Annotated in this window: 26 protein-coding genes; 13 read left to right on the plus strand and 13 right to left on the minus strand. The window is 72.2% G+C overall.

Translation table 11 applies throughout. From position 1 onward, the window contains the following. Nucleotides 1-127: 127 nt before the first annotated feature. The gene (locus EV284_RS28015) at nucleotides 128-2263 is read left to right on the plus strand and encodes a UvrD-helicase domain-containing protein (protein WP_130338979.1); all 2136 of its coding nucleotides are present in this window, start codon (nucleotides 128-130) and stop codon (nucleotides 2261-2263) included. 21 nt (nucleotides 2264-2284) lie between these two features. On the opposite strand, the gene EV284_RS28020 is transcribed toward EV284_RS28015, so the two are convergent. Together EV284_RS28020 and EV284_RS28025 are read right to left on the minus strand one after the other, a co-directional pair. Continuing rightward, nucleotides 2285-2932, minus strand: a complete 648-nt coding sequence (locus tag EV284_RS28020; protein ID WP_130338981.1) for a DUF5701 family protein — start codon at nucleotides 2930-2932, stop codon at nucleotides 2285-2287. Nucleotides 2933-3009: 77 nt separating this feature from the next. Continuing rightward, nucleotides 3010-3702: a copper homeostasis protein CutC gene (locus EV284_RS28025; RefSeq protein ID WP_130338984.1), complete on the minus strand. Its 693-nt coding sequence runs from the start codon at nucleotides 3700-3702 to the stop codon at nucleotides 3010-3012. 82 nt (nucleotides 3703-3784) lie between these two features. On the opposite strand from EV284_RS28025, the gene EV284_RS28030 reads away from it, so the two are divergent. Further along, complete coding sequence (locus EV284_RS28030) at nucleotides 3785-4438, plus strand: HD domain-containing protein (protein ID WP_130338986.1); 654 nt, start codon at nucleotides 3785-3787, stop codon at nucleotides 4436-4438. 28 nt (nucleotides 4439-4466) lie between these two features. Next, complete coding sequence (locus tag EV284_RS28035; protein ID WP_242625846.1) at nucleotides 4467-5570, plus strand: GNAT family N-acetyltransferase; 1104 nt, start codon at nucleotides 4467-4469, stop codon at nucleotides 5568-5570. 58 nt (nucleotides 5571-5628) lie between these two features. Here the strand turns inward: EV284_RS28035 and EV284_RS28040 are convergent, their stop codons facing one another. Continuing rightward, nucleotides 5629-5889: a DUF4031 domain-containing protein gene (locus EV284_RS28040; protein WP_130338988.1), complete on the minus strand. Its 261-nt coding sequence runs from the start codon at nucleotides 5887-5889 to the stop codon at nucleotides 5629-5631. 13 nt (nucleotides 5890-5902) lie between these two features. After that, nucleotides 5903-6298 (minus strand): hypothetical protein, encoded by a 396-nt coding sequence (locus tag EV284_RS28045; RefSeq protein WP_130338990.1) that lies wholly within the window; start codon nucleotides 6296-6298, stop codon nucleotides 5903-5905. 55 nt (nucleotides 6299-6353) lie between these two features. Here EV284_RS28045 and EV284_RS28050 point away from each other — a divergent pair, with 55 nt between their 5' ends. The 4 genes from EV284_RS28050 (at nucleotide 6354) to EV284_RS28065 (ending at nucleotide 10000) form a co-directional block, all read left to right on the plus strand. After that, nucleotides 6354-7259 carry a MurR/RpiR family transcriptional regulator gene (locus EV284_RS28050; protein ID WP_130338992.1) on the plus strand — a complete coding sequence of 302 codons (906 nt, stop codon included), beginning with the start codon at nucleotides 6354-6356 and terminating at the stop codon, nucleotides 7257-7259. Between the two features lie 62 nt (nucleotides 7260-7321). Then, entirely contained in the window at nucleotides 7322-8248 is a 927-nt protein-coding gene (gene murQ, locus EV284_RS28055; RefSeq protein ID WP_130338994.1) for an N-acetylmuramic acid 6-phosphate etherase, read from the plus strand. 63 nt (nucleotides 8249-8311) lie between these two features. Continuing rightward, nucleotides 8312-9748 (plus strand): PTS transporter subunit EIIC, encoded by a 1437-nt coding sequence (locus EV284_RS28060; protein ID WP_130338996.1) that lies wholly within the window; start codon nucleotides 8312-8314, stop codon nucleotides 9746-9748. Nucleotides 9749-9778: 30 nt separating this feature from the next. Then, nucleotides 9779-10000: a hypothetical protein gene (locus EV284_RS28065; protein WP_130338998.1), complete on the plus strand. Its 222-nt coding sequence runs from the start codon at nucleotides 9779-9781 to the stop codon at nucleotides 9998-10000. Here the strand turns inward: EV284_RS28065 and EV284_RS28070 are convergent. Then, a complete protein-coding gene (locus EV284_RS28070; protein ID WP_130339000.1) occupies nucleotides 9997-10383 on the minus strand; it encodes a VOC family protein in 387 nt (128 codons plus the stop codon). The genes EV284_RS28065 and EV284_RS28070 overlap by 4 nt on opposite strands. 89 nt (nucleotides 10384-10472) lie before the next feature. Between EV284_RS28070 and EV284_RS28075 the strand changes: the two genes are divergently transcribed. Beyond that, a complete protein-coding gene (locus tag EV284_RS28075) occupies nucleotides 10473-11042 on the plus strand; it encodes a hypothetical protein (protein ID WP_130339002.1) in 570 nt (189 codons plus the stop codon). 14 nt (nucleotides 11043-11056) lie between these two features. Beyond that, the gene (locus tag EV284_RS28080) at nucleotides 11057-11500 is read left to right on the plus strand and encodes a VOC family protein (RefSeq protein WP_242625847.1); all 444 of its coding nucleotides are present in this window, start codon (nucleotides 11057-11059) and stop codon (nucleotides 11498-11500) included. A 53-nt stretch (nucleotides 11501-11553) separates the two neighbouring features. Here the strand turns inward: EV284_RS28080 and EV284_RS28085 are convergent, their stop codons facing one another. From EV284_RS28085 to EV284_RS28095, 3 genes are all read right to left on the minus strand, one after another. Further along, complete coding sequence (locus EV284_RS28085) at nucleotides 11554-12681, minus strand: NADH:flavin oxidoreductase (RefSeq protein WP_130339004.1); 1128 nt, start codon at nucleotides 12679-12681, stop codon at nucleotides 11554-11556. Between the two features lie 146 nt (nucleotides 12682-12827). Then, entirely contained in the window at nucleotides 12828-13061 is a 234-nt protein-coding gene (locus EV284_RS28090; protein WP_130339006.1) for a hypothetical protein, read from the minus strand. Further along, nucleotides 13054-13251 (minus strand): hypothetical protein, encoded by a 198-nt coding sequence (locus EV284_RS28095; protein WP_130339008.1) that lies wholly within the window; start codon nucleotides 13249-13251, stop codon nucleotides 13054-13056. Before EV284_RS28095 ends, EV284_RS28090 begins: the two co-directional genes overlap by 8 nt. Nucleotides 13252-13361: 110 nt before the next feature. On the opposite strand from EV284_RS28095, the gene EV284_RS28100 reads away from it, so the two are divergent. From EV284_RS28100 to EV284_RS28115, 4 genes are all read left to right on the plus strand, one after another. Beyond that, nucleotides 13362-14201 carry a helix-turn-helix transcriptional regulator gene (locus EV284_RS28100; RefSeq protein WP_130339009.1) on the plus strand — a complete coding sequence of 280 codons (840 nt, stop codon included), beginning with the start codon at nucleotides 13362-13364 and terminating at the stop codon, nucleotides 14199-14201. Further along, nucleotides 14185-14391, plus strand: coding sequence for a DUF397 domain-containing protein (locus EV284_RS28105; RefSeq protein ID WP_130339011.1), 207 nt, complete (start codon nucleotides 14185-14187; stop codon nucleotides 14389-14391). The genes EV284_RS28100 and EV284_RS28105 overlap by 17 nt, the downstream gene beginning before the upstream one ends. Before the next feature lie 281 nt (nucleotides 14392-14672). After that, nucleotides 14673-15479: a hypothetical protein gene (locus EV284_RS28110; protein ID WP_130339338.1), complete on the plus strand. Its 807-nt coding sequence runs from the start codon at nucleotides 14673-14675 to the stop codon at nucleotides 15477-15479. 57 nt (nucleotides 15480-15536) lie between these two features. Next, nucleotides 15537-16265 carry a hypothetical protein gene (locus tag EV284_RS28115; RefSeq protein WP_130339013.1) on the plus strand — a complete coding sequence of 243 codons (729 nt, stop codon included), beginning with the start codon at nucleotides 15537-15539 and terminating at the stop codon, nucleotides 16263-16265. Nucleotides 16266-16278: 13 nt separating this feature from the next. Here the strand turns inward: EV284_RS28115 and EV284_RS28120 are convergent, their stop codons facing one another. The 5 genes from EV284_RS28120 to EV284_RS28140 form a co-directional block, all read right to left on the minus strand. Beyond that, a complete protein-coding gene (locus EV284_RS28120) occupies nucleotides 16279-17319 on the minus strand; it encodes a LacI family DNA-binding transcriptional regulator (protein WP_130339015.1) in 1041 nt (346 codons plus the stop codon). 27 nt (nucleotides 17320-17346) lie between these two features. Further along, a complete protein-coding gene (locus tag EV284_RS28125; protein ID WP_130339017.1) occupies nucleotides 17347-19083 on the minus strand; it encodes a discoidin domain-containing protein in 1737 nt (578 codons plus the stop codon). Nucleotides 19084-19170: 87 nt separating this feature from the next. Further along, nucleotides 19171-20238, minus strand: coding sequence for a DUF1996 domain-containing protein (locus tag EV284_RS28130; RefSeq protein WP_130339019.1), 1068 nt, complete (start codon nucleotides 20236-20238; stop codon nucleotides 19171-19173). 270 nt (nucleotides 20239-20508) lie between these two features. Then, nucleotides 20509-22131 carry a chaperonin GroEL gene (gene groL, locus EV284_RS28135; RefSeq protein ID WP_130339021.1) on the minus strand — a complete coding sequence of 541 codons (1623 nt, stop codon included), beginning with the start codon at nucleotides 22129-22131 and terminating at the stop codon, nucleotides 20509-20511. 275 nt (nucleotides 22132-22406) lie between these two features. Next, the gene (locus tag EV284_RS28140) at nucleotides 22407-22610 is read right to left on the minus strand and encodes a cold-shock protein (protein WP_009189266.1); all 204 of its coding nucleotides are present in this window, start codon (nucleotides 22608-22610) and stop codon (nucleotides 22407-22409) included. Nucleotides 22611-22969: the final 359 nt, after the last annotated feature.

Genomic DNA, 22969 nt, shown 5'->3' on the forward strand with positions numbered 1-22969 from the left:
CGCCTACAATCTCCGCTCTTGCCCGCCTCCCCCTCGGAGTGCCGCCGCCCGGCCGGTAACCGGACGGCACCCTTCAGGCCGTATCCGGCCTCGTGACCACGCAGCAGGTACAACCGGAGGCACTCCCTTGTCCGCGACCGCGCCCGAACCGCTCGACGACCCCCGCGCCCCCCTGACCCGCGAACGCACCCACCTGGCCGACTCACGGGCCGCCCTGCGCGCCATGCGGGAGGACGTGGAGGCGCTGGACATCAAGGACGTCGCCGCGAACTGGGTCAACGCACAGGTGCTGACCCGCCAGATCGACGAACGGATCAAGGCGCTGGCCGACCTCAGCGACACCCCGCTGTTCTTCGGCCGGCTCGACTACCTGCACGCGCCGGGGGCGGAGCGGGCCGAGGGGGCCGAGGAATCAGAGAGGCGCGAAGCGCCTTCCTCGCAAGGGCGGCGGTGGGAGACGGGTGGGCGCTTCTACATCGGCCGCCGGCATGTGCACGACGCGGACGGCGACCCGATGGTCATCGACTGGCGCGCCCCGGTGTCGCAGCCGTTCTACCGGGCGTCCAGGAAGGACCCGATGGACGTCGGGCTGCGCCGCCGCTTCGGCTACACCGGCGGCGAGCTGACCGCCTACGAGGACGAGCACCTGTCGGACCCCTCGGAGACGGCGGCCACCAGCAAGCTCCTCCAGCAGGAGATCGAGCGGCCGCGCGTCGGCCCGATGCGGGACATCGTCGCCACCATCCAGCCGGAGCAGGACGAGATCGTCCGCAGCGGGCTCGGCGGCACGGTGTGTGTCCAGGGAGGCCCCGGTACGGGCAAGACGGCGGTCGGTCTGCACCGGGTCGCCTATCTGCTCTACGCGCACCGGGAACGGCTCGCCCGCACCGGCACCCTGGTCATCGGGCCGAACCGGTCCTTCCTCCACTACATCGAGCAAGTACTGCCCGCCCTGGGCGAGTTGAGTGTGCAGCAGGCCACCGTGGACGATCTCGTGGCCCATGTCGAGGTGCGCGGCACGGACGAGGCGCGGGCCGCCGTGACCAAGGGCGACGCCCGGATGGCCGAGGTGCTGCGCCGGGCGCTGTACGCGCAGGTGACGATGCCGACCGAGCCGGTCATGGTGGTGCGCGGCTCGCGCCGCTGGCGCGTCCCGGCGTACGAACTGGAGGAGATCGTCCGCGAGTTGCTGGGCCGCGAGATCCGGTACGGCGCCGCGCGCGAGGCGTTGCCGCAGCGGATCGCGCACGCGGTGCTGGTCCAGATGGAGCGGGCCGGGGAGGCGCCGGACGACCGGGTGCAGGACGCGGTCGCGCGCAACAGCGCGGTCAAGGCCGCCGTGAAGGCCGTCTGGCCGCCGGCCGACCCGGCCAAGCTGGTGCTGCGGCTGCTGTCCGACGGGGAGTTCCTCGCCGCGCACGCGGCCGGAATCCTGGACGAGGACGAGCAGAAGGCCGTGCTCTGGGCCAAGCCGGTGCGGAGCGTGAAGTCGGCCAAGTGGTCTTCCGCGGACGCCGTGCTGATCGACGAGGCGGCCGACCTGATCCAGCGCACGCACTCGCTGGGCCATGTGGTGCTGGACGAGGCGCAGGACCTCTCGCCCATGCAGTACCGCGCGGTCGGCCGCCGCTGCACCACCGGCAGCGCGACCGTCCTCGGTGACCTCGCGCAGGGCACCACCCCGTGGGCGACCCGGAGCTGGGACGAGGCGCTGGCCCATCTCGGCAAGAGCGAGGGCGTGATCGAGGAGCTGACGGCGGGTTTCCGCGTCCCCACGGACGTGATCACGTACGCCTCCCGGCTGCTCCCCCACATCGCGCCCGGCCTCACCCCGGTCGCCTCCGTCCGCGAGAACCCCGGTTTCTTCGAGGTGCGCGCGGTGGACGGGGTCGCCGAAGTGGTCTCCGCCTGCGAGGAGTTGCTGCGCAACGAGGGCTCGACCGGCCTGATCGCCGCCGACGCCCGCGTGCCCGCCCTCGCCGAGGCCCTGACGGCGGCCGGGATCGGGTTCCTCGCGCCCGGCGAGGAGACCACCGAGGAGACCCGGCTGACCCTGGTCCCGGCCTCGCTCGCCAAAGGCCTGGAGTACGACTACGTGGTTCTGGACGAGCCGCGCGCCGTGGTGGACGGCGAGCCCGACGAACGCACGGGCCTGCGGCGGCTGTACGTGGCGCTGACCCGAGCGGTGTCGGGACTGATCGTCACGCACACCGGGCCACTGCCCGAGCAGCTCACGGGCGGAACGTCCGGACAGGGGAGCTGAGTCGGCCGGCCGGACCTTCCCCTAAGGCTCCAGCCCCCTCCGCCCCTCGCCCGACGCGATGCCCAGCCACGTATGCCGGTTGCCCGCCCAGCACCAGCCGACCTTGGGGGCGTCGCGCCGCTCTCGTCCGTCCCGGCCGGTGCCGTTGCTGATCCAGAGTGCCGGGGTGCGGGCGTCCAGCGTGCCCTTGGGTTTGCGCAGCCGGGAGCCGATGGTCATGAAGCAGTGGTTGCGCTCCAGTACGTCCGGCCGCTGGAGCACCCAGTGGATGCCCTCGGTGAGCAGCAGCGGCGTCCGGGACGCGGCGGCGAGCGCCGGAAGTGCCTCGTCCGGGCTCCAGTTGGCCATGTCGTCGCCCCGGTCGACCCCGCTGACCAGGTACAGCGGGGTGTCCGGCAGGCCGATGGCGTCGAGCGGCGCGAAGAGGTCGACGTCGGTCATGTCGGTGACGACGAACCCGGCCTTGTCCCGGCGCCGGAGCAGCGGCGCGAGTACGGAGGCGGGGGCGAGGTCGGGACGGACGGCGAGGAGGAAGTCGCCGTCCCCGGCACCCTCCGCCGCGTCCCGTACCTCGGCGGCCGACAGCCCCGCGATCTCGTGCACCCCCAGCTCGATCAGCCGCTCGGCCTGCGTACGCAAGGGGGTGAAGGTCTGCGTGGTCTCGGACACGATGCTCCCAACGACAGCGGTGTGCACGGGCGCAGGCCCAACGAACCGCCTGCCCGGAACATTCCCGGCCGGACCGGCTACTCCCCGTCGAGCGTCTCCCGCCACACCCCGACGGCGTCGGCGCACACCGGCCCGGCCCACCCCTGCGGCCGGGCCGCCCCGCCGATGTGGAAGGCGTCGATACCGGCGGACCGCAGCTCCGGCACGTGCTCCAGCCGGAGCCCCCCGCCGACCATGATGCGCGGCTCGTACCCCGGCGTGCCGGTGTGCGCGGCCTCGGCCGTCAGCGTGTCCAGACCCTCGTCCACACCCGCCGCCGCGCCCGCCGTGAGGAAGGTGTCCAGGCCCGGCAGCCCGCTGAGCCGCTTGCGCAGCGCGTCGCGGTCGGCGGCGCGGTCGATCGCCCGGTGGAAGGTCCAGGGGCAGCCGTCCAGCGCGTCGACGACCCGTTCGACCGCGGCGAGGTCCACGTCCCCGTCCGGGTCGAGGAAGCCGAGGACGAACTGGTCGGCGCCCGCCGCCCGCAGACCGGCGGCCGTACCGGTCAGCCGGTCGAGGTCGCCCGCCGCGAACCCGTCCGACAGCCGCAGCATCACGCGCAGGTCGATGCGCACGGCGGCGCGGATCGCGGCCACCACGGCGGGGTCGGGGCTGAGCCCGTCCGCCGCCATGTCGGTGACCAGCTCCAGCCGGTCCGCGCCTCCCGCCTGGGCGGCGACCGCGTCCTCGACCCCGAGGGCGATCACCTCCAGGACCGCACGCTTGCTCATGGCACCCCAATTCCGACGGCGGCTACAGGTCTAGTCCAATTCCAGGGTACGCCCCGCCCCCGATCACCGGAACAATGGACACATGGCCGACGCAAGAACCGCAGCAGACCTCCAGCTCCGCTTCGCCCGCGCCCTCGACGCCGCCCGCGCGCCGGGCGGGGGCCCGGACCCCGCGCCGTACGCCGCGAACCTGATCGCCCGCTGGCAGGAGCCGCAGCGGCGGTATCACACGCTCGCCCATCTCACGGCGGTCCTCGACCGGGTCGACGCGCTGGCGGAGTACGCCGACGACCCCGACCTCGTACGGCTGGCGGCCTGGTTCCACGACGCGGTGTACCTGCCGGACCGGTCGGAGAACGAGGAGCGCTCCGCGCGGCTGGCCGAGCGGGCGCTGACCGAGGCCGGGTTGCCGGAGCCGAAGGTCGCGGAGGTGGCCCGGCTGGTGCGCCTCACCGTCGGCCACGACCCGGCGGCGGACGACCGTAACGGCCAGGTGCTGTGCGACGCCGACCTGGCGATCCTCGCCTCGACGCCGTCCGCGTACGCCGCCTACACGGCCGAGATCCGGGAGGAGTACCACTTCGTGCCCAACGACGCCTTCCACGAGGGGCGTTCGGCGGTCCTGCGCCAACTCCTCGAGCTGCCGGTGCTGTTCCACACCCCCTACGGGTCGGAGCACTGGGAGGCGACGGCCCGCTGGAACCTGGCGGGAGAGCTGGAAATGCTGTCGCCCTGACTCGGGGCTCGCCCCTAGGGTGCCGTCCATGCGAGCGATGAGCGGGGACCAGGTGACCGAGGCCGTGCGCGGCTGTGTGACGACGCTGCGCGCGGCCGTCGACCGCGACTGGACGGCCGTCCGCGCCGGCGGTGTGGAGTGGGACTGCCACGTCACCGCCCTGCACGTCGCCGAGTGCCTCCTCGCCTACGCCGGCAACCTCGTCGGCCACGCGCGGGACGCCTACGTACCCTTCGAGATGCGTCTGGAGGACGGCACCGGCAACGACGGCCTGCTGCACGTCCTGGAGACCACCGGCGCGCTGCTGGCCGCCGCGGTGAACACCGCCCCGCCCGGCGACCGGGCCTTCCACCCGTACCCCTTCCGCAGCGCCGACCGCGAGGGCTTCGCGGCGATGGGCGTGGCCGAAGTGCTGCTGCACACCCACGACATGGCCCAGGGCCTCGGGCTGGAGTACACGCCCGCCGAGAGCCTCGCCGAAGCTGTGCTGACCTCCATCTTCCCGCACGTCCAGCCGGGCCCGGAAGCCTGGCCGACCCTGCTGTGGGCCACCGGCCGGGGCGAGCTGGCGGGCCGCCCGGCGGTGGACAACTGGCGCTGGCGCAACAACCTCGTCATCCCCGCCGACCGCCTCACCCTCACCGGCCTGCGCCCGGCCGCCGCCCGCGACCTGCGCCTCGGCGGCGACGGCGGCTTCACCTGGCTCGGCGGCGCCCCCTACGAGGGCACCCGCGAGGCCGCCGGCTTCCTGGTCAAGGCCTACGAAGCGGGCGTCCACCGCCCCGAGTTCGGCGTCTTCACCCTGATCCGCACCGAGGACGGCATGGCCGTCGGCGGCATCGGCTTCCACGGCACCCCCGACTCCGAGGGCCGCGTCGAGATCGGCTACGACCTCGTTCCCGAGGCCCGCGGCCGGGGCTACGCGACGGAAGCGGTCCGCGCCCTGACGGAATGGGCCCTCGCCCGCGACGACGTCCACCAGATCGTGGCCACCGTCCACCCCGACAACCCCGCCTCCGAACGCGTCCTCGCCCGCGCGGGCTTCCACCGGGCGAACGCGGAACAGGAGGAGGCGGCCCGCACGGAACACGGCATGGAGAGCGGCCTGCGGCTCTTCGTGTACGAGCGCTGACCGCGCCCCCACCGATGCGCGGGCGAGCCGGTACGCCCGCAGGCCGGCACGCCAGGCCTTAGGACCCCTTGCGTCGTCGCAGCCCCGCCGCGTGCAGCAGGCGCACCACGTCCCGGCTGCGGACCTCCACCGCGCCGGCGGCGACCGCGTCGGCGTAGCGGTGGGAGGGGATGTCGTAGTGGTCGCGTTCGAAGGCGCGCGGGGGGACGCCGAGGGTCGCGGCGAAGAGGTGCAGCTCGTCGTAGGAGACGTCGCTGATCAGGTGGGACCACAGGCGGCCGTGGCCGGGCCAGGCCGGTGGGTCGATGTAGACGGTCACGCGGGGCCGGCCGTCACTGGGGGGTGTTCCCGTCCATCGCCTTGGCGAGGGAACCGACGGGGGCGACGTCCACGCCGGACTCGTGGCAGACCCAGTGCGGGTCGGGGCCCAGCTCCGGTTCCACGTCCAGCGCGTGCGGGTCGCCCGTGGCGCACACCGGGCACAGCGGCCAGCGGCCCTTCCGTTCCAGCAGCGCGTCCTGCACGTCCTGCGCGACCAGGCCGGAGACGAAGGCGGCGCCCTCGGGCCACTGCTCCACCCACCAGCGGCGCTGCGCGAGCGACTCCTCCACCAGCGAGACCACGTCCGCCTCGGCCACGTCACCGGCCACGAGGTCGGCGAGCACCAGCGCACGGGCCGCGTGCAAGGCCTGTTCGAGCGAGCTGACGGGATCTGCGGCGTCGTCCATGCACCCATTGTGCGCACTCTTGCCCCGCCTGCCGAACCGGAAATATCTTTCAGGGGTGACCCAGGACGTGAAGGAAACTTTCGGGAGTCCCGGCGGCTCGCTCGCCGCCAAGGTGCGCACCCTCACGCCGTCCATGACGCGGTCCATGCAGCGCGTGGCCGAGGCGGTCGCGGGAGACCCGGCGGGCTGCGCCGCCCTCACCGTCACCGGGCTCGCGGAGCTGACCGGCACCAGCGAGGCCACGGTCGTGCGCACCGCCCGCATCCTCGGTTACCCCGGCTACCGCGACCTGCGGCTCGCCCTCGCCGGACTCGCGGCCCGGCAGGAGTCCGGCAGCGCGCCCGCGATCACCACGGACATCGCGGTGGACGACCCGCTCACCGACGTGATCGCCAAGCTGGCCTACGAGGAGCAGCAGACCCTCGCCGACACCGCCGCCGGACTGGACACCGCCCAGCTCGGCGCGGCCGTCACCGCGCTGGCCGCCGCCCGCCGTACGGACGTGTACGGCATAGGGGCGTCCGGCCTGGTCGCGCAGGACCTCACCCAGAAGCTGCTGCGGATCGGGCTGGTCGCGCACGCGCCGGGCGACCCGCACCTCGCGGTGACCAACGCGGTGCAGCTCCGGGCGGGGGACGTCGCCGTCGCCATCACCCACTCGGGCTCGACCGGTGACGTCATAGAACCGCTGCGCGCCGCCTTCGAGCGCGGCGCGGCCACCATCGCCATCACCGGCCGCCCCGACTCGCCCGTCACCCAGTACGCCGACCACGTGCTGACCACCGCCACGTCCCGCGAGAGCGAGCTGCGACCCGCCGCGATGTCCTCCCGCACCGGTCAACTGCTCGTCGTGGACTGCCTGTTCGTGGGCGTGGCCCAGCGGACGTACGAGCGGGCGGCCCCCGCCCTGGCCGCGTCCTACGAGGCGCTGGCCCACCGGCACCGGAGCGCGACGCGTTAGCTTTCTCCCAGGTTCTCCGCCAGCTTTCTTCGTTCGGACCCGACCGGAAAGAGCCGCATCAGATGACCGACTCCCTTCACCTCCAGAGCGAGCTGGCCACCCTGACCACCGAGGCGTTCCGGCCGGAGCTGGCCGGGATCGACCAGCTGCCCACGCTGGACATCGCCCGGCTGATGAACGGCGAGGACACCGGCGTCCCCGCGGCCGTCGCCGCCCGCCTGCCCGAGATCGCCGCCGCCGTCGACGCCGTCGCCGCCCGCATGGAGCGCGGCGGGCGCCTCGTCTACGCCGGTGCCGGTACGGCCGGACGGCTCGGCGTGCTGGACGCCTCCGAGTGCCCGCCCACCTTCAACACCGCCCCCGGCCAGGTCGTCGGCCTCATCGCGGGCGGCCCGGGCGCGCTGGTGACCTCCGTGGAGGGCGCGGAGGACTCCCCCGGCCTGGCCCGCGCCGACCTGGACGCGCTGAAGCTGACCCCGGACGACTCGGTGGTCGGCGTCTCCGCCTCCGGGCGCACCCCGTACGCGATCGGCGCGGTCGAGCACGCCCGCGCGGCCGGCGCCCTCACCGTGGGCCTCTCCTGCAACGCCAACAGCGCCCTCGCGGCCGCCGCCGAGCACGGCATCGAGGTGGTCGTCGGCCCCGAACTCCTCACCGGCTCGACCCGTCTGAAGGCGGGCACCGCCCAGAAGCTGGTCCTGAACATGCTGTCGACGATCACGATGATCCGCCTCGGCAAGACGTACGGAAACCTGATGGTGGACGTCCGCGCCTCCAACGCCAAGCTGCGCGCCCGCTCGCGGCGGATCGTGGCACAGGCGACAGGCGCCCCGGACGCGGACGTCGAGCGCGCCCTCACCGAGGCGGACGGCGAGGTGAAGACCGCGATCCTGATCATCCTGGCCGGGGTGGACGGGGCCACGGCGACGCGCCTGCTGGAGGAGTCCGACGGGCGGCTGCGGACGGCGCTGGGGAAGGCGGGGGCGTAGGCGTACCGCCTTCCGGAGGAGTCCCGCGCGCCGGACCGGCCAAGGTGGCGCAGGCTCGGCAGCGTGCGCAACGACACCGACACCGCGTCCGCCGTCCTCGCCCTGACGGGCGGCCTGGCCAACGTTCGTCACGTCACCCACTGCCTCACCCGGCTCCGGCTCACCGTCGCCGACCCGGCCGCCGTGGACGAGGGGGCGCTGCGCGCGCTGCCGGGCGTGCTCGGGGTGATCGGGGCCGGGACGCCGTCGCTCCAGGTGGTGCTGGGGCCGGGCGTGGTGGACACGGTCACGGCGGAGGTGGAGCGGCAGCTCGCCGCGGGGGCGCGCGCCGGGGGCGTACGGCAGGAGGCGAGCGCCGTCGACGCGGGCAAGGGGTCCGACCGCGCCCCGCGGAAAGGGCCCCTCGCCGTCTCCCTCCGCCGCGTCGCCAACGTCTTCGTCCCCCTCATCCCCGCTCTCATCGGCTGCGGCATCCTCGCCGGTGTGGGCGGCCTGCTCACGAACGCCGGCTGGCTGCCCGGACTCACCCCGGCCCTGGCCGCCATCGCCTCCGGGTTCATGGCCCTGATCGCGGTGTTCGTCGGCTACCTGACCGCGAAGGAGTTCGGCGGCACCCCGGTCCTGGGCGGTGCCGTGGCCGCCGTGATCGTCTATCCGGGCGTGGCGAAGGTGACCGCCTTCGGTGTGCACCTCTCCCCCGGCCAGGGCGGGGTCCTCGGCGCACTCGCCGCCGCCCTGCTCGCGACCCGGATCGAGAAGTGGTGCCGGGGACGCCTGCCCGGCGCGCTGGACGTCCTGCTCACCCCCACCGTCACCGTCCTGGTCGCGGGCCTCGCCACCCTGTACGGCCTCATGTACGCGGCCGGAGCCGTGGCCACCGCGATCGGCACCGGCGCGAACTGGCTGCTCACCACCACCGGCCCGTTCGCGGGCCTGATCCTCGGCGGGCTGTTCCTCCCCCTGGTGATGCTCGGCCTGCACCAGGCCCTGATCCCCATCCACACCACCCTGATCGAGCAGCAGGGCTACACGGTCCTCCTCCCCCTGCTGGCCATGGCCGGCGCGGGCCAGGTCGGCGGCGCGCTCGCGGTGTACGTACGGCTGCGCCACGACACCACCCTGCGCGCCACGATCCGCTCGGCACTCCCGGCGGGCCTGCTGGGCGTAGGGGAACCCCTGATCTACGGCGTCTCGCTCCCCCTCGGCCGCCCCTTCGTCACCGCCTGCGTGGGCGGGGCGGCGGGCGGCGGGTTCGTCGGGTTCTTCGCCATGCTCGGCGAGAAGGTCGGCGCCACCGCCATCGGCCCCTCCGGCTGGGCCCTCTTCCCCCTCCTCACCGGCGATAAGGGCCCGGCACCGGCCATCGCCATCTACGCGGGCGGCCTCCTGACGGCGTACGCGGTGGGCTTCGCGGCGACCCTCGCCTTCGGCTTCCCGAGAGGTACGGCGAGGGGTACGACCCCGCCGGTCACCGACCGGACACCCGCCGGCTCCGCGTGACGCCCGCCCCTCCCCGTCGTTGCCCCTGACATGAAGAAGCTGCTGCTAGCCACCCTCGCCGTCGCCGCGTCCTCCGCCGCCCTGGCCGCCCCCGCCCACGCCGCCCCCGCCGACGACCGCTGGACGGCCGAGGACACCACCGCCTGCGCGGCGGACCTCACCGTGGTCCCGGTGGTCAAGGCGGTCTCCCCGCTCCCGATGGCCGAACAGGCCCCCGCCTGTGGCAAGGGAAGCCTGCTGCACCACGGTTAGGAGTACTGCGCGAGCTGGATCAGATTGCCGCAGGTGTCGTCCAGCACCGCGACGGTCACCGGCCCCGCCGCCACCGGCTCCTGGGTGAAGCGCACCCCGAGCCCGCGCAGCCGCTCGTACTCGGCGCGCACGTCGTCCACGGCGAAGGAGGTGGCCGGGATGCCGTCGCCGCGCAGGGCCGTGGTGTACGGCCTGGCCGCGGGGTGGGCGTCCGGCTCCAGCAGCAGCTCGGTGCCGTCGGGCTGCTCGGGCGAGACCACGGTCAGCCACCGGTACTCGCCGAGCGGCACGTCGGCCTTCCGCACGAAGCCCAGCACCTCGGTGTAGAAGCGCAGCGCCTTCTCCTGGTCGTCGACGAAGACGCTGGCCAGGTTGATCCTCACGGGTGCCCTCCAGAAGGGGTCGCGGAAACGTACTGCGGCCCGATCCTCGCGCATCCGGAGTCCCGGCGCGCGGGTGAGAAGCTGGAGGCATGAATCACGCCCAGCTCACCGCGCTAGGCCGCGCTCTCCGGCTCGTCGGGGAGCACGGGGACGCGCTGTCCGCCGACACCCCGGACTCCCGGCTGCACGAGGTCAAGGCCGATCTGCGCCGCGCGCTGGACCTGCTGGACGAGAGCGTCTCGGCCGGCGCCCCCACCACCCGCTGCGCGGAGCACCCGCAGGGCCCCGTGGACAAGAGCGCGGCGGACCTGTGCCTGCTGTGCGAGACCCGCAGAAGGGCCGCCCGCCGCGCGGAGTACGGCGGCCAGGGCCGCGGCCCGGAGGCCCCCGCGACCGCCCCCTCCCGGTACGGCGTCCGCGCCGACCGCCCCGAGCCCCAGCAGCGCTGGCTCCCCGAGGCGTGGAACGGCCGCGAGTGGCAGCTCTGCGGCACCCCCCGGAGGGACCGCCGCGAGGCGGAGGCGTACCTCGCCGCCGCCCGCCGGGGTTCGCGCCCGGCGATGGCCTACCGTCTGGTCCACGAGTTCACCGACTACGAGGTGCTCCGCGTCTGGGGCACCCCCACCCAGGTGGACGTCGAACCGATGGGCAACCTCTAGCCGGAGGCAGCGGCATGGACATGGACCAGCAGCTCAGCATGGTGACCCTGGGCGTCGAGGATCTCGCGACGAGCCGCCGCTTCTACAGCGAGGGCCTCGGCTGGACCCCGCTGCTCGACCTGGACGAGGTGGTCTTCTACCAGGTCGGCAAGGGCGTGGCGCTGGCCCTGTTCCCGCTGGCCGACCTGGCCGCCGACACCGGCGCCCCGGCCACCCCCGGCACCCCCTTCACCCTCGCCCGCAACCTCGGCTCCCCCGCGGAGGTCGACGAGGCCGTGGCCCGCGCCCGCGAGGCCGGGGCGAACGTCCTCAAGGAGCCCCAGCGGGCGGCCTTCGGCGGCTACCACGCCTACTTCACCGACCCGGACGGCCACCGCTGGGAGATCTGCCACAACCCCGGCTGGTCGGTGGCGGAGGACGGCACGGTACGGCTGGCCGCCGTGGACCCGGAGAAGTGAACGCAAAGGCGCCGGGCGGGAGTCGACCCACCCGGCGCCTTGGCGGGAATGCCTCAGCTGAGGGAACCCAGCGAAGCGGCGTCGTACGCCTTCAGCTCGTCGTACCGGCCGGACAGCACCTTCGCGGCCCACTCCGGGTCCTGGAGCAGCGCGCGGCCGATGGCGACCATGTCGTACTCGTCGCGCTCGAAGCCGTCCAGGAGGTCGTCGATGTTCTTGACCGGGGAGCCCTCGCCCTGGAACGCACCCGTGAAGTCGCCGTCCAGGCCGACCGAGCCGACGGTGATGACCGGCTTGCCGGTGATCTTCTTGGTCCAGCCGGCCAGGTTGAGGTCGGAGCCCTCGAACTCGGGCTCCCAGTAGCGGCGGGTGGAGGCGTGGAAGACGTCCGCACCGGCGGCGGAGATCGGGGCGAGGATCGCCTCCAGCTCCTCCGGGGTCTCGGCGAGACGCGCCGTGTAGTCCTGCTGCTTCCACTGCGAGTAGCGGAAGATGACCGGGAACTCGGCGGACACGCGCTCGCGCACGGCCGCGACGACCTCCGCTGCGAACTGCGCGCGGGCGACCGGGTCGCCGCCATAGCCGTCGGTACGGCGGTTCATGCCCTCCCACAGGAACTGGTCCAGCAGGTAGCCGTGGGCGCCGTGGATCTCGACCCCGTCGAAGCCGATGCGCTCGGCATCGGCGGCGGCCTGCGCGAAGGCGCCGATCACGTCGTCGATGTCGGACTGCGTCATGGCCTGGCCCTTGGGCTCGGCACCCGCCTTGTGCACGCCGGACGGGCCCATGGCGGGAGCGTCCGCGAACGGCGGCTCGCCCTGACGGCGGACCATGCCGATGTGCCAGAGCTGCGGGACGATCGTGCCGCCCGCCGCGTGCACCTCGCGCGCGACCTTCTCCCAGCCCGCGAGCTGCTCCTCGCCATGGAAGCGCGGCACGCTGTCGCTCTGGCCGGCCGAGTCGTGCCCGACGTACGTACCCTCGGTGACGATCAGGCCGACGCCGTTCGCGGCACGGCGGGAGTAGTACGACACCACGTCCTCACCGGGGATGCCGCCCGGGGAGAACATCCGGGTCATCGGCGCCATCGCGATCCGGTTCGGCACGGTGAGGCCGTTCAGCGTGATCGGGCGGGACAGGAGCTGGGCCGCGCGGCTGGCGGCGGACGTCGTGACGGTCACGTGAGGGGCTCCTCGGAAGAACGGTGTCGGGTAGACCGGCTGGTATGTGTGCACGCAATGGTGCACCTAGTGAAACAACTGGTCCACCCGGCTCCGCATTCCGCCCCGGCGGACCGGGTCCGTGTGACCCCCACCACGCCCACCTCTCAGCCCAGCTCGACCCGCCGCCGGGCGTCCCGGTTCAGCAGCCGGACGCGCTCGCGGAGCACGTCGGCGGGGGCGGCTTCGCCGAGGTGTTCCGGCGGTACGTCCCACTCCCGGCCGCCCCCGAGGGGCCGCAACTGAACCCGGCCGCCGACCTGCCCCATGACCTCACCGAGCCGCCCGTCCCGGACGTCGAGGGCGTACGACCCGGGGGCCGGCCCCTCCTCGTCACCCACCCGCCCGCTCCACGAGCACGGCGGCCAGACGGGCGGCGACGTCCAGGTTGCAGCTCCCGAGGTCCACGAGGGTGTTACGGCCGCCGTAGACCTCCGTCACGGGGTCGACACGAAGCGACGGCAGCACGATGCCCGCGTCCCGCAGGGCGGCACGCAGCCGCTCGACCGCCTGGTCAGCCGTATCCGTCATGTTCCGCCTCCACGCTGAGTGTTCCTGTTCCGCACACAGAGTGGTCGTCCCGCTTCTAGCCTGGCCAGGGAGGCGGCACCAACAACCTCGCCTGTGGGACAGGAGCAACGATGCCCGGACCGAAGGACCTCGACCCGTCGTCGTCACCACGAGCGATGATCGGCGCGGAGTTGCGCCATGCGCGGGAGCGGAAGGGATTGAGCCAGGAGCAGTTGGGCCAGGTCCTCTTCGTGAGCGGCTCGTTCATCGGCCAACTGGAGGCCGGGACGCGGCGGATGCAGCCGGAGTACGCGCGCATGCTGGACGAGGCGCTGGACACGGGGGACTTCTTCGCGCGGAACTGCGTCGCTGCGGCCAAGTCGAAGCACCCGGAGCACTTCGCCGAAGCTGCGGAAGCAGAAGCGCAGGCCACTGCGGTCAGGCAATTCACGCCTCTGCTGATCCCCGGCCTGCTCCAGACCCCCGCGTACGCACGAGCAGTATTCCGCGCCTATCGACCGACCGAGCCGGAACGGAAACTCGACGAGCTGGTGTCGACCCGCATGGAGCGGGCGGCTCTCCTAGCCGATCCAACGGACCTGTTGTTGTGGGTCGTGATTGACGAGGCGGCCCTGCGCCGGGTGACGGGCGGCAGAGCAGTGATGGCGGAGGCGCTCCGCCACGTAGCCGACGTGGCTCGACAGCATCGCGCCATCGTGCAGATCCTTCCGTTCGAGGCCGGAGCACACACGGCGATGGAGGGCTCCATCAAACTGATGGACTTCGAGGGCGCGCCACCACTCCTCTACTTCGAGGGAGTCGGCACCGGGCGCCTCGAAGACGACCCCACCACCGTCAGGCACCATCGGCGCACCTTCGAGCTGCTTGCGGCCTGCGCCCTCTCACCAGCCAAGTCCCTTGTCCTGCTTGATGCCATGGCACAGGATTACGCCCATGAGGAACAGCCCTGAGCCAGCCCCGGCCCCGGTCATCTGGCGCAAGTCGACGTACAGCGGCGGCAGCGCGGGCGACTGCCTGGAAGTGAACGACACCCACCCCACCCACATCCCCGTACGCGACTCCAAGGCGCCGCACGGCCCGACGCTCGCGTTCCGGCGACAGGCGTGGGCCGCGTTCGTGGAGAACCTCAAGGCCGGCTGAGGCGGGGGCCGCCCCGAGGCTCAAGCCGCGAGCTCCGAGCCCTCTTAACAAGGATTGGTTGGTGGGTCTCAACCCACCCTCCCACCCGGCGATTTGACCGGCAGCCACCGACTTGCCACGAACAGTGACGAGGCTCTAGCGTGCCCGCATAACGAACAGCCCCCGCCAGGCGCTACCAACACCTGCGGGGGCTTGACCTACAAGATCGATCGGACCTCGATCCCGTGGCTGAAGCCAAGCTTAGCCCTGCCCCCCAGCAGGCGCACGTACTCCCGCCCCCGATGGCCAACCCCGGCTACGGCAAGCGCTCCGCGCCAGACCAACTCCGGCGCGGCAAGGACGACTTCGCGCATCTTCCGCCCCGCGAGGCGGCCATCGCGGCGTACATCGACCGCCTGCCGGAGGGCGCCGACATCTCGGTGAAGACGCTGGCCAAGACACTCCCGTACGGCCAGTGCGCGCTGCGTACGGCCCTCAACCGCCTCCAGAACGCCGGTCACTTGAGGCGAGGCAGGGAACGTCTGGACTCGGAGGGGACCGGCCCCCGCTGGATCACCCGATCGTGGTTCTCCCGTACCGCCCGCGACGACGGATGGTGGGCCTCCTTCGCCCGGGGCGACACCCCGGAGCCCTCGCCGAAGCCCACCCGCACCAGGGCCCACATCCTCCTGGCCGCCCTGGGCCGCAAGACCCCGGCCCTGTCCCTCTCAGCAGCCGACTGCACCAACCTCGCACCGCTGCTGACGGAGTGGTTCGCCCGAGGTGCCACGGAGGACGCCATCCTCCGAGCCCTGACGGACGGCCTCCCGAACCCGATCCACCACCCGGCGGCCCTCATCCGCCGCCGCCTCACGGACAAACTCCCCCCGGAACCGGTCCACACCCCACCGCGCCGCATCCTGCAATGCGCGAAGTGCGACGTCCTGGGCCGCCCCGAGGCCCTCCCAGGAGGCATGTGCCGAGCCTGCCGAGGCGAACAGTCCCCCTGGCAAGGCCCAGCACCCCTGCCGGCCCCAGCCGTACGCGCCCGCGCGGGGGAGATCCGAGCCGCCATGTCCGCCCGCAAGCACACCCCGGTCCCCGGGTAAGCTCGCGATCTTCGGCCGGGACGCCCCGGCCGGAGTCCTCTTGAGGCTGTGCCGACGATGACGAACCTCGATGACACCCCCGCCCGGGTCCGGCTCGACCGAGCCCTGGACGACCTGGCCGTCACCTTCCACGGCATGGCCGCCCGCCCCGACGAGACCCAGTGCGTCTGCCACTGGGGCAGCCCGGACGAGCTGGCGCTGCTGAAGGTCCCGGACCGGGAACTCGACCCGGACCTGCTGCGCCGTACGTGGAGCGCGCCTGACTGGAACGACCACGGCGCGGTACTGCGCCGCGTCTTGCCGCAGTTCGGGCGGGCGCTGGTCGGTGGAGCGGAGCCCGCGTACGCCACGGGCGAGATCGGGCAGTCGTTCGCCCGGAGCGACTGGCTGCGGTGGCCCCCGCGTCAGCGCGAGTCGGTACGCGAGTTCCTGCACGCCTGGTGGTCCCACAGCCTCACCGACCCAGCCCCGCCGATCCCGGTCCACGCCCTTCTCACCCTCTGCACAGAGGCATCCGCCACCCTCACCCCCTGGCTCGCGGCCTGGGAAGCCCTCGACCACCCGACGGCCGACCAGTATCTGGCCGAAGCGGCGGCTCTTTGGGTACGTGACCTCCTGTACGACGACTTCCCCTGGCCCACCTGGCACGACGAGGACGCCCTGCGTGCCGAGCTGATCACCTGGCTCGCTCGCCACACCCCAGCCCGCATACCAGCCCACGACGCCGACCGCATACGCCTGGCGTCCCTCCCCACCCCGGCCCGCTGGGAGGACCCCCACTGGTGAGACAACCCACCGCTCACGCCGACTCCCGCACCACCAGCTCCGGATCGAAGATCAGCGACGTGGGTTCGCTCCGCACCCCCCGGACATGCTCGTCCAGGAGCCGAGCCATCGCCGCGGCCATCTCCTCCACCGGTTGCCGCACGGTGGTCAGGGCCGGGCGGCAGCCGAGCGCCGCGCTGGAGTCGTCGAAGCCGACCACCGCGACGTCGTCCGGGACGCGGCGGCCGTTTTCGCGCAGGACCTGGCAGGCGCCCTGGGCCATGAGGTCGTTGGCGGCGAACACGCCGTCCAGCTCGGGGTGTTCCGCCAGCAGCGCGGCCATCGCGGACGCGCCGGTGTCCAGCGTGAAGCCGCCCTCGGCAACCGGGACGCCGGGGTGTCCCCGGCGGGCCATCGTGTCGCGGAACCCGGCGAGCCGTTCGCGGCTGGCGGCGACGTCGAGGGGGCCGGTGACGGTGCCGATGCGGCGGCAGCCGCGCGCGAGGAGGTGTTCGGCCGCGAGCGCCGCCCCGTCGCGGTGGGCGAGGTCGACGTAGCTGAGGGGGACGGGGCGGGCGGGGCAGGCGAAGAGGACGGCGGGGAGGCCGGCCTCGGCGAGGAGGGCGGGCAGGGGGTCGTCGGCGTGGGTGGAGACGACGAGGGCGCCGTCGGCGCTGCCCTGCCGGAGGTCGGTCAGCACCTGGCGGCGGGTCTCCTCGGACTCGGCGAACATCAGGAGCGGGTGCATGGAGCGTGGGCGGAGGTATCCGACGACCCCGCTGACCACCCGCCCGAAGAAGGGGTCGGCGAACACCCGGGTCGCGACCGCGTTGTGCACCTCCTCGGGGGTGTCCCCCGCGCCCGACACGACCAGGGCGACCGTCTGGCTGCGCCGGGTCACCAGCGAGCGGGCGGCCCGGTTGGGCGCGTACCCCGTCCGCTCGATGGCCCGGCGCACCGTCTCCTGGATGCCGGGGTCGACGTTGCGGACGCCGTTGATGACGCGCGAGACCGTCGCGCGGGAGACCCCGGCCTCCTGCGCGACGTCCTCCAGCGTGGGGGCCTCTCTGCTCATTTTCGGCACCCTAGCCGCCCGGTCGGCTCAGCCGTAGACCCCGAACTCGTAGAGCGAGTAGCCCCAACCCGTGCCCCGGGCCGTTCCGTTGACCCGTACATAGCGCCCGGTCCCGGAGACGTCGAGGTCGTCGACGCCGCCGTTGCCGTCGGTGACGGTGCGGACGGTGGTCCAGTTCTGCCCGTCGTCCGAGGTCTGCACCGTGTAGGCGCGGGCGTAGGAGGTCTCCCACACCAGCTGCACGTGCCGGAAGGAGGTGCGGGTGCCGAGGTCGACGCGGAGCCACTGGGGGTCGCTCCAGTCGCTGGCCCAGCGGGTGGTGAGGTCGCCGTCCACGGCGCCCGCGGCCGTGCAGGGGCAGTCGCCGCCGCCGGTCTGGGCCGAGGAGGCGGTCGCGGGCTTGCCCCGGGCGAGGTTCGTACCCGAGGGGACGGGCGGCACCACACGGAAGGACCGGGTCTCGACGCCCACGTTGCCCTTGCCGTCCTTGGCCTTCACGTAGATCTTCCAGACGCCCGGCCGGTCCGGCGCCGTGACCCGCAGCCGGCCCCCGCCGAGGTTGGTCGCGGGCAGCGTGACGAGCTGCTTGCTCTGGTCGATGTAGTTGCTGTTGTCCTGCACCTCGTACGTGATCGGGTCGCCGTCGGGATCGGTGACCTTGACCGCGAGGGTGAGGTCACCGCCCGCCGGAACCCTGGCCGCGTCGCCCTCGACGCTCAGGTCGGAGATGACCGGCGGGGTGTTGTCCCGCGAGGTGTCCGCGCCGTACGCGCGCTTCACGGCGTAGTACGACAGCCGCTTCTCCCCGGCGGGCAGCAGGTTGAACCAGATGCCGCCGAAGTCGTACTCGGTGCCGTAGTGGAACATCGTGGCGCCGAGCGCGACGCCCCGGTGCCCGGTGACGCAGTTCCAGGCCCGTGTGTAGCCGTCGGCCTTGGCGCGGTCGGTGGGCTCGGCGGGGACGCCGTTCGCGTCGTCCGGCACCTCCCACTCCCCGGCCGGCCCGGTCTCGGTCACGATGTACGGCTTGGTGTAACCGCCCTGCTCCCAGGCCGCCTTGACGTCGCACACCGCGTTGTAGGCGTTGACGGCGTACAGGTCGAGGTCGGGCGCGTTCTTCTTGTAGTACGGCCAGGCGCCGGTCCACGCGTCGGTGGAGGTGACCGGGTGGTTGGGGTCGACGGCGTGGATCTTCTTGGTGATGTCGTTGACGAGCGTGGTGTAGGCGTCGCGCTGGCGCTCCAGCTCGGCGCCGCTGTAGCAGTTCTGGAGGCCGAGCACGGACTCGTTCCCGACGTTCCACATCAGCACGCCGGGGTTGTCCTTGTAGGTGGCGGCCCACTGGGGGAACTCGGTGAGCACCTGGTTCTTGTAGGCGGTGTCGGTCAGGTAGTTCACGCAGCCGCCGCTGCCGGGGCCGCCGCCCGGTTGCAGCCAGAACCCGGCGACCACCTTGATGCCCTGGGCCGCGGCGGCGTCGAAGAGCGGTTTGCTGGAGGCGTCGGTGCCCCAGGTGCGGACGGTGTTGACGCCCATCGACCTCAGGTCGGGCAGGTAGCGGGACGCGTCGGCGGTGGACGGCCCCCAGGTGAGGCCCTTGATCTGGTACGGGCTGCCGTCGACGGTCAGCTGCCAGTTGCCCTGCGAGCCGGTGACCCTGACGACGGAGCCGGCGGCGTGCGCGGGCGGGGCGGGCAGCGCGACGAGGGCTCCGGCGGCGAGCAGGCCCGCCGTGAGAGGTGCCGTGACACGGGATGCGGTCATGAGTGTCCGTCCGGTGTGCGGGTGGGGGGATGGAGCGGGGTCCCGCCGGCCGGGCCGTGTACCGGCCGGCGGGAAGGGTGCTCGGGATCAGGGGAGCCGGTAGTTCGCGTCGAGGGCGGCGCCGGCCTCGGGGTGCGTCTGGTCGTAGCCCCGGGCGTCGCACTGGAGGGCGCCGACGACGCAGTGGTCCACGAGCGCCTTCAGGGTCGGCGCGTCCCACGCGTTGAAGAAGTCGTAGTGGAACGAGTAGCCCGCTCCGCTCGACAGCTTGACCTGGCTCATGTCCCCGTTGACCGGGAAGGCCATCTTGAACTCGATCATCGGCAGGGCGACGGGGTGGTCGTCCGGGCAGATGTTGTTGTTCGTGCCGGGGTTGACCACCGGGTACGCCATGTGGCTCTGGTGGTTCGGGGTGTCCAGGTACTTGCCGTCCCAGCAACTGGGGGCCTGGAAGCGGATGTTGAGCTGGACGTCGGCCCGGTTCGGGCACTGGGCGGGGAAGTCGGTGTTGAAGTAGCTGTCACCGCACTCCCAGCCCTCGACGAAGCCGCGGTGGGCGCGGAACTCGGCCGCCGACTGCATCGGGCTGCCGACGACGAAGCGCAGCCCCTTCGGGAAGGGCCGCACGCTGGTGTAGTCGGTGACGCCCGCCTTGTAGTAGATGGTCTGCGGGCCGACCGGCAGCACCGGCGTACCGCCCTTGAGCAGGGTCGGCATCCAGTAGGCCGACTTGTCGCCGGGCGCCTTGCAGGTGGTGCCGCCCGTGTCGAGCGAGGCGGTGGTGCTGGCCGCGTTCGTGGTCGTGTTGCCCATGAACGTGTGGTCGTGCGACTTGCCCGGCTGGCCCGGGTAGACGATCGGGTCGTCGGGGCGGGTGTGGGTCACCGAGCAGTTCGCCTGGAACTCGTGGAAGTACCGGTGCGGTGGCTCGGCCTTGGAGGGGACGACCCCGGTCACCGGCGGGTTCGCCGGGATGTATCCGTCGCCGTCGGGGTCCTCCGGCGAGTACTGCGTGGAGACGGGCATCGCGTGAGCCGTGTGGACCGGCCCCGCCGCGGGGTCGGCGCTCATCGCCACGCCGGCCAGGCCGAGCGAGGTGAGGACCAGCGCGCTGGACACCAGTAATCCTGAGACGATCTTCGATCTCCGTGCCATGGAGACCTCCTGCCACGTCGATGGGGACGGTGGGGGTCGGGCGGCCGGGACCGGCGAGAGGGACGACGCCGTCCGCGACCGTCCGCGTGACGGTCCATCACATGTGCCGTGGAATCCAGGAGAGCGCTCTCCCGTCGTGGAGTGTTGTGGCGGTCCGGCGGGGGTGTCAAGGGAGGTGACGGAAACCGGTGCGCCCCCTGGAGACGCCGAAGGGCGGCACCTCCCGCGGGGGAGGTGCCGCCCTGGCGACGGACGGTTGATCCAGGAGGATCAGAAGTCCATGTCACCGCCCGGCATGCCGCCCGGAGCGGCCGCGCCGGCCTTCTCGGGCTTGTCGGCGATGACGGCCTCGGTGGTGAGGAAGAGCGCGGCGATGGAGGCCGCGTTCTGCAGCGCGGAGCGCGTGACCTTCGCCGGGTCGATGATGCCCTCGGCGATCATGTCGACGTACTCGCCGGTCGCGGCGTTCAGGCCGTTGCCGACGGGCAGGTTGCGGACCTTCTCCACGACGACGCCACCCTCGAGACCACCGTTGACGGCGATCTGCTTGAGCGGGGCCTCCAGCGCGAGCTTGACCGCGTTGGCACCGGTCGCCTCGTCGCCCGACAGCTCCAGCTTGTCGAAGACCTGGCCGGCCTGGAGCAGGGCCACGCCACCACCGGCGACGATGCCCTCCTCGACGGCGGCCTTGGCGTTGCGCACGGCGTCCTCGATGCGGTGCTTGCGCTCCTTGAGCTCCACCTCGGTGGCCGCACCGGCCTTGATGACCGCCACGCCGCCCGCGAGCTTCGCCAGGCGCTCCTGGAGCTTCTCGCGGTCGTAGTCCGAGTCGGAGTTCTCGATCTCGGCGCGGATCTGGTTCACGCGGCCCTGCACCTGCTCCGAGGAGCCGGCGCCGTCCACGATCGTGGTCTCGTCCTTGGTGACGACGACCTTGCGGGCGCGGCCCAGCAGGTCCAGGGAGGCGTTCTCCAGCTTGAGACCGACCTCCTCGGAGATGACCTCGCCACCGGTGAGGATGGCGATGTCGCCGAGCATGGCCTTGCGGCGGTCGCCGAAGCCCGGAGCCTTGACGGCGACGGACTTGAAGGTGCCGCGGATCTTGTTGACCACCAGGGTGGAGAGGGCCTCGCCCTCGACGTCCTCGGCGATGATCAGCAGCGGCTTGCCCGACTGCATGACCTTCTCCAGCAGCGGGAGCAGGTCCTTGACCGAGGAGATCTTGGAGTTGGCGATGAGGATGTACGGGTCCTCGAGCACCGCCTCCATGCGCTCCATGTCGGTCGCGAAGTAGGCGGAGATGTAGCCCTTGTCGAAGCGCATACCCTCGGTGAGCTCGAGCTCCAGACCGAAGGTGTTGCTCTCCTCGACGGTGATGACGCCTTCCTTGCCGACCTTGTCCATCGCCTCGGCGATGAGCTCGCCGATCTGGGTGTCGGCGGCGGAGATGGAGGCGGTGGAGGCGATCTGCTCCTTGGTCTCCACGTCCTTGGCCTGCTCCAGCAGGGCGGTGGAGACGGCCTCGACGGCCTTCTCGATACCGCGCTTGAGGGCCATCGGGTTGGCGCCGGCGGCCACGTTGCGCAGGCCTTCCTTGACCAGGGCCTGGGCCAGCACGGTCGCGGTGGTCGTACCGTCGCCGGCGACGTCGTCCGTCTTCTTGGCGACTTCCTTGACCAGCTCGGCGCCGATCTTCTCGTACGGGTCCTCGAGCTCGATCTCCTTGGCGATGGAGACACCATCGTTGGTGATCGTGGGGGCGCCCCACTTCTTCTCGAGGACGACGTTGCGGCCCTTGGGGCCGAGCGTCACCTTGACGGCGTCCGCGAGCTGGTTCATGCCGCGCTCGAGGCCGCGCCGCGCCTCCTCGTCGAACGCGATGATCTTGGCCATGTGAAGTGGTCCCTCCAGGACTGGGGGTGATTCCTTCGGACCGCGCCCGCGCCCGCGACGGACGGCTCGCCGGCCTCGTGGTTCCTTGCCCCACCCGGCCTGCGGGCCTCACCGACCCGGTCCTTCGTTGTCACTCTCACCTTCAGAGTGCTAACGCAATGATTAGCACTCCCCCAGGGCGAGTGCAAGCGCCTTCGGGGGATCAGGACGGGACTTAACAGGACGAAGGGCCCGCACCCTGTACGGGTACGGGCCCTGCGCTCAGCTGGAGACGTTCAGGCGGTGACGCGAACCATGTCGGCCTGCGGGCCCTTCTGACCCTGCGAGATCTCGAACTCGACCCGCTGACCCTCTTCCAGGCTGCGGTAGCCGTCCATCTGAATCGCGCTGTAGTGGACGAAGACGTCCGCACCACCGTCGACCGCGATGAAGCCGTACCCCTTCTCCGCGTTGAACCACTTGACGGTGCCCTGAGCCATGGCTAACTCCCCTATTACTGGCCCTTGCGCAGATCCACACCTCGTGAACCTGGGTCAGACCTCGCCCCCCAATCCTCCGGGGGCGTGCGCCGGAACGCGTCGACCGCGGCTGAATGTATCTGTCCAACTGCCGTCTGCAACAGGTCAATCGGACGAGAATTCTGGACGGACACAGTCCGGAATCTGCCGCAACTTCGGCTGAATTCGGGGCAAGTCGGGCCCCATAAATGCAACAAATGCCGCACATTACCCGCGCATTTTGGCTGCTTCTTGTCGGGCCGGCGGCATGAATCAAGGGCGCCCGGTCCGCGGGACCGGGAGCGCGTTCCCCAACTCTACCGCGCTCAATCACGCAGAAT

This window comes from Streptomyces sp. BK022 (genome assembly GCF_004217355.1).
In the GTDB taxonomy this organism is placed as follows: Bacteria; Actinomycetota; Actinomycetes; order Streptomycetales; family Streptomycetaceae; genus Streptomyces; species Streptomyces griseoluteus.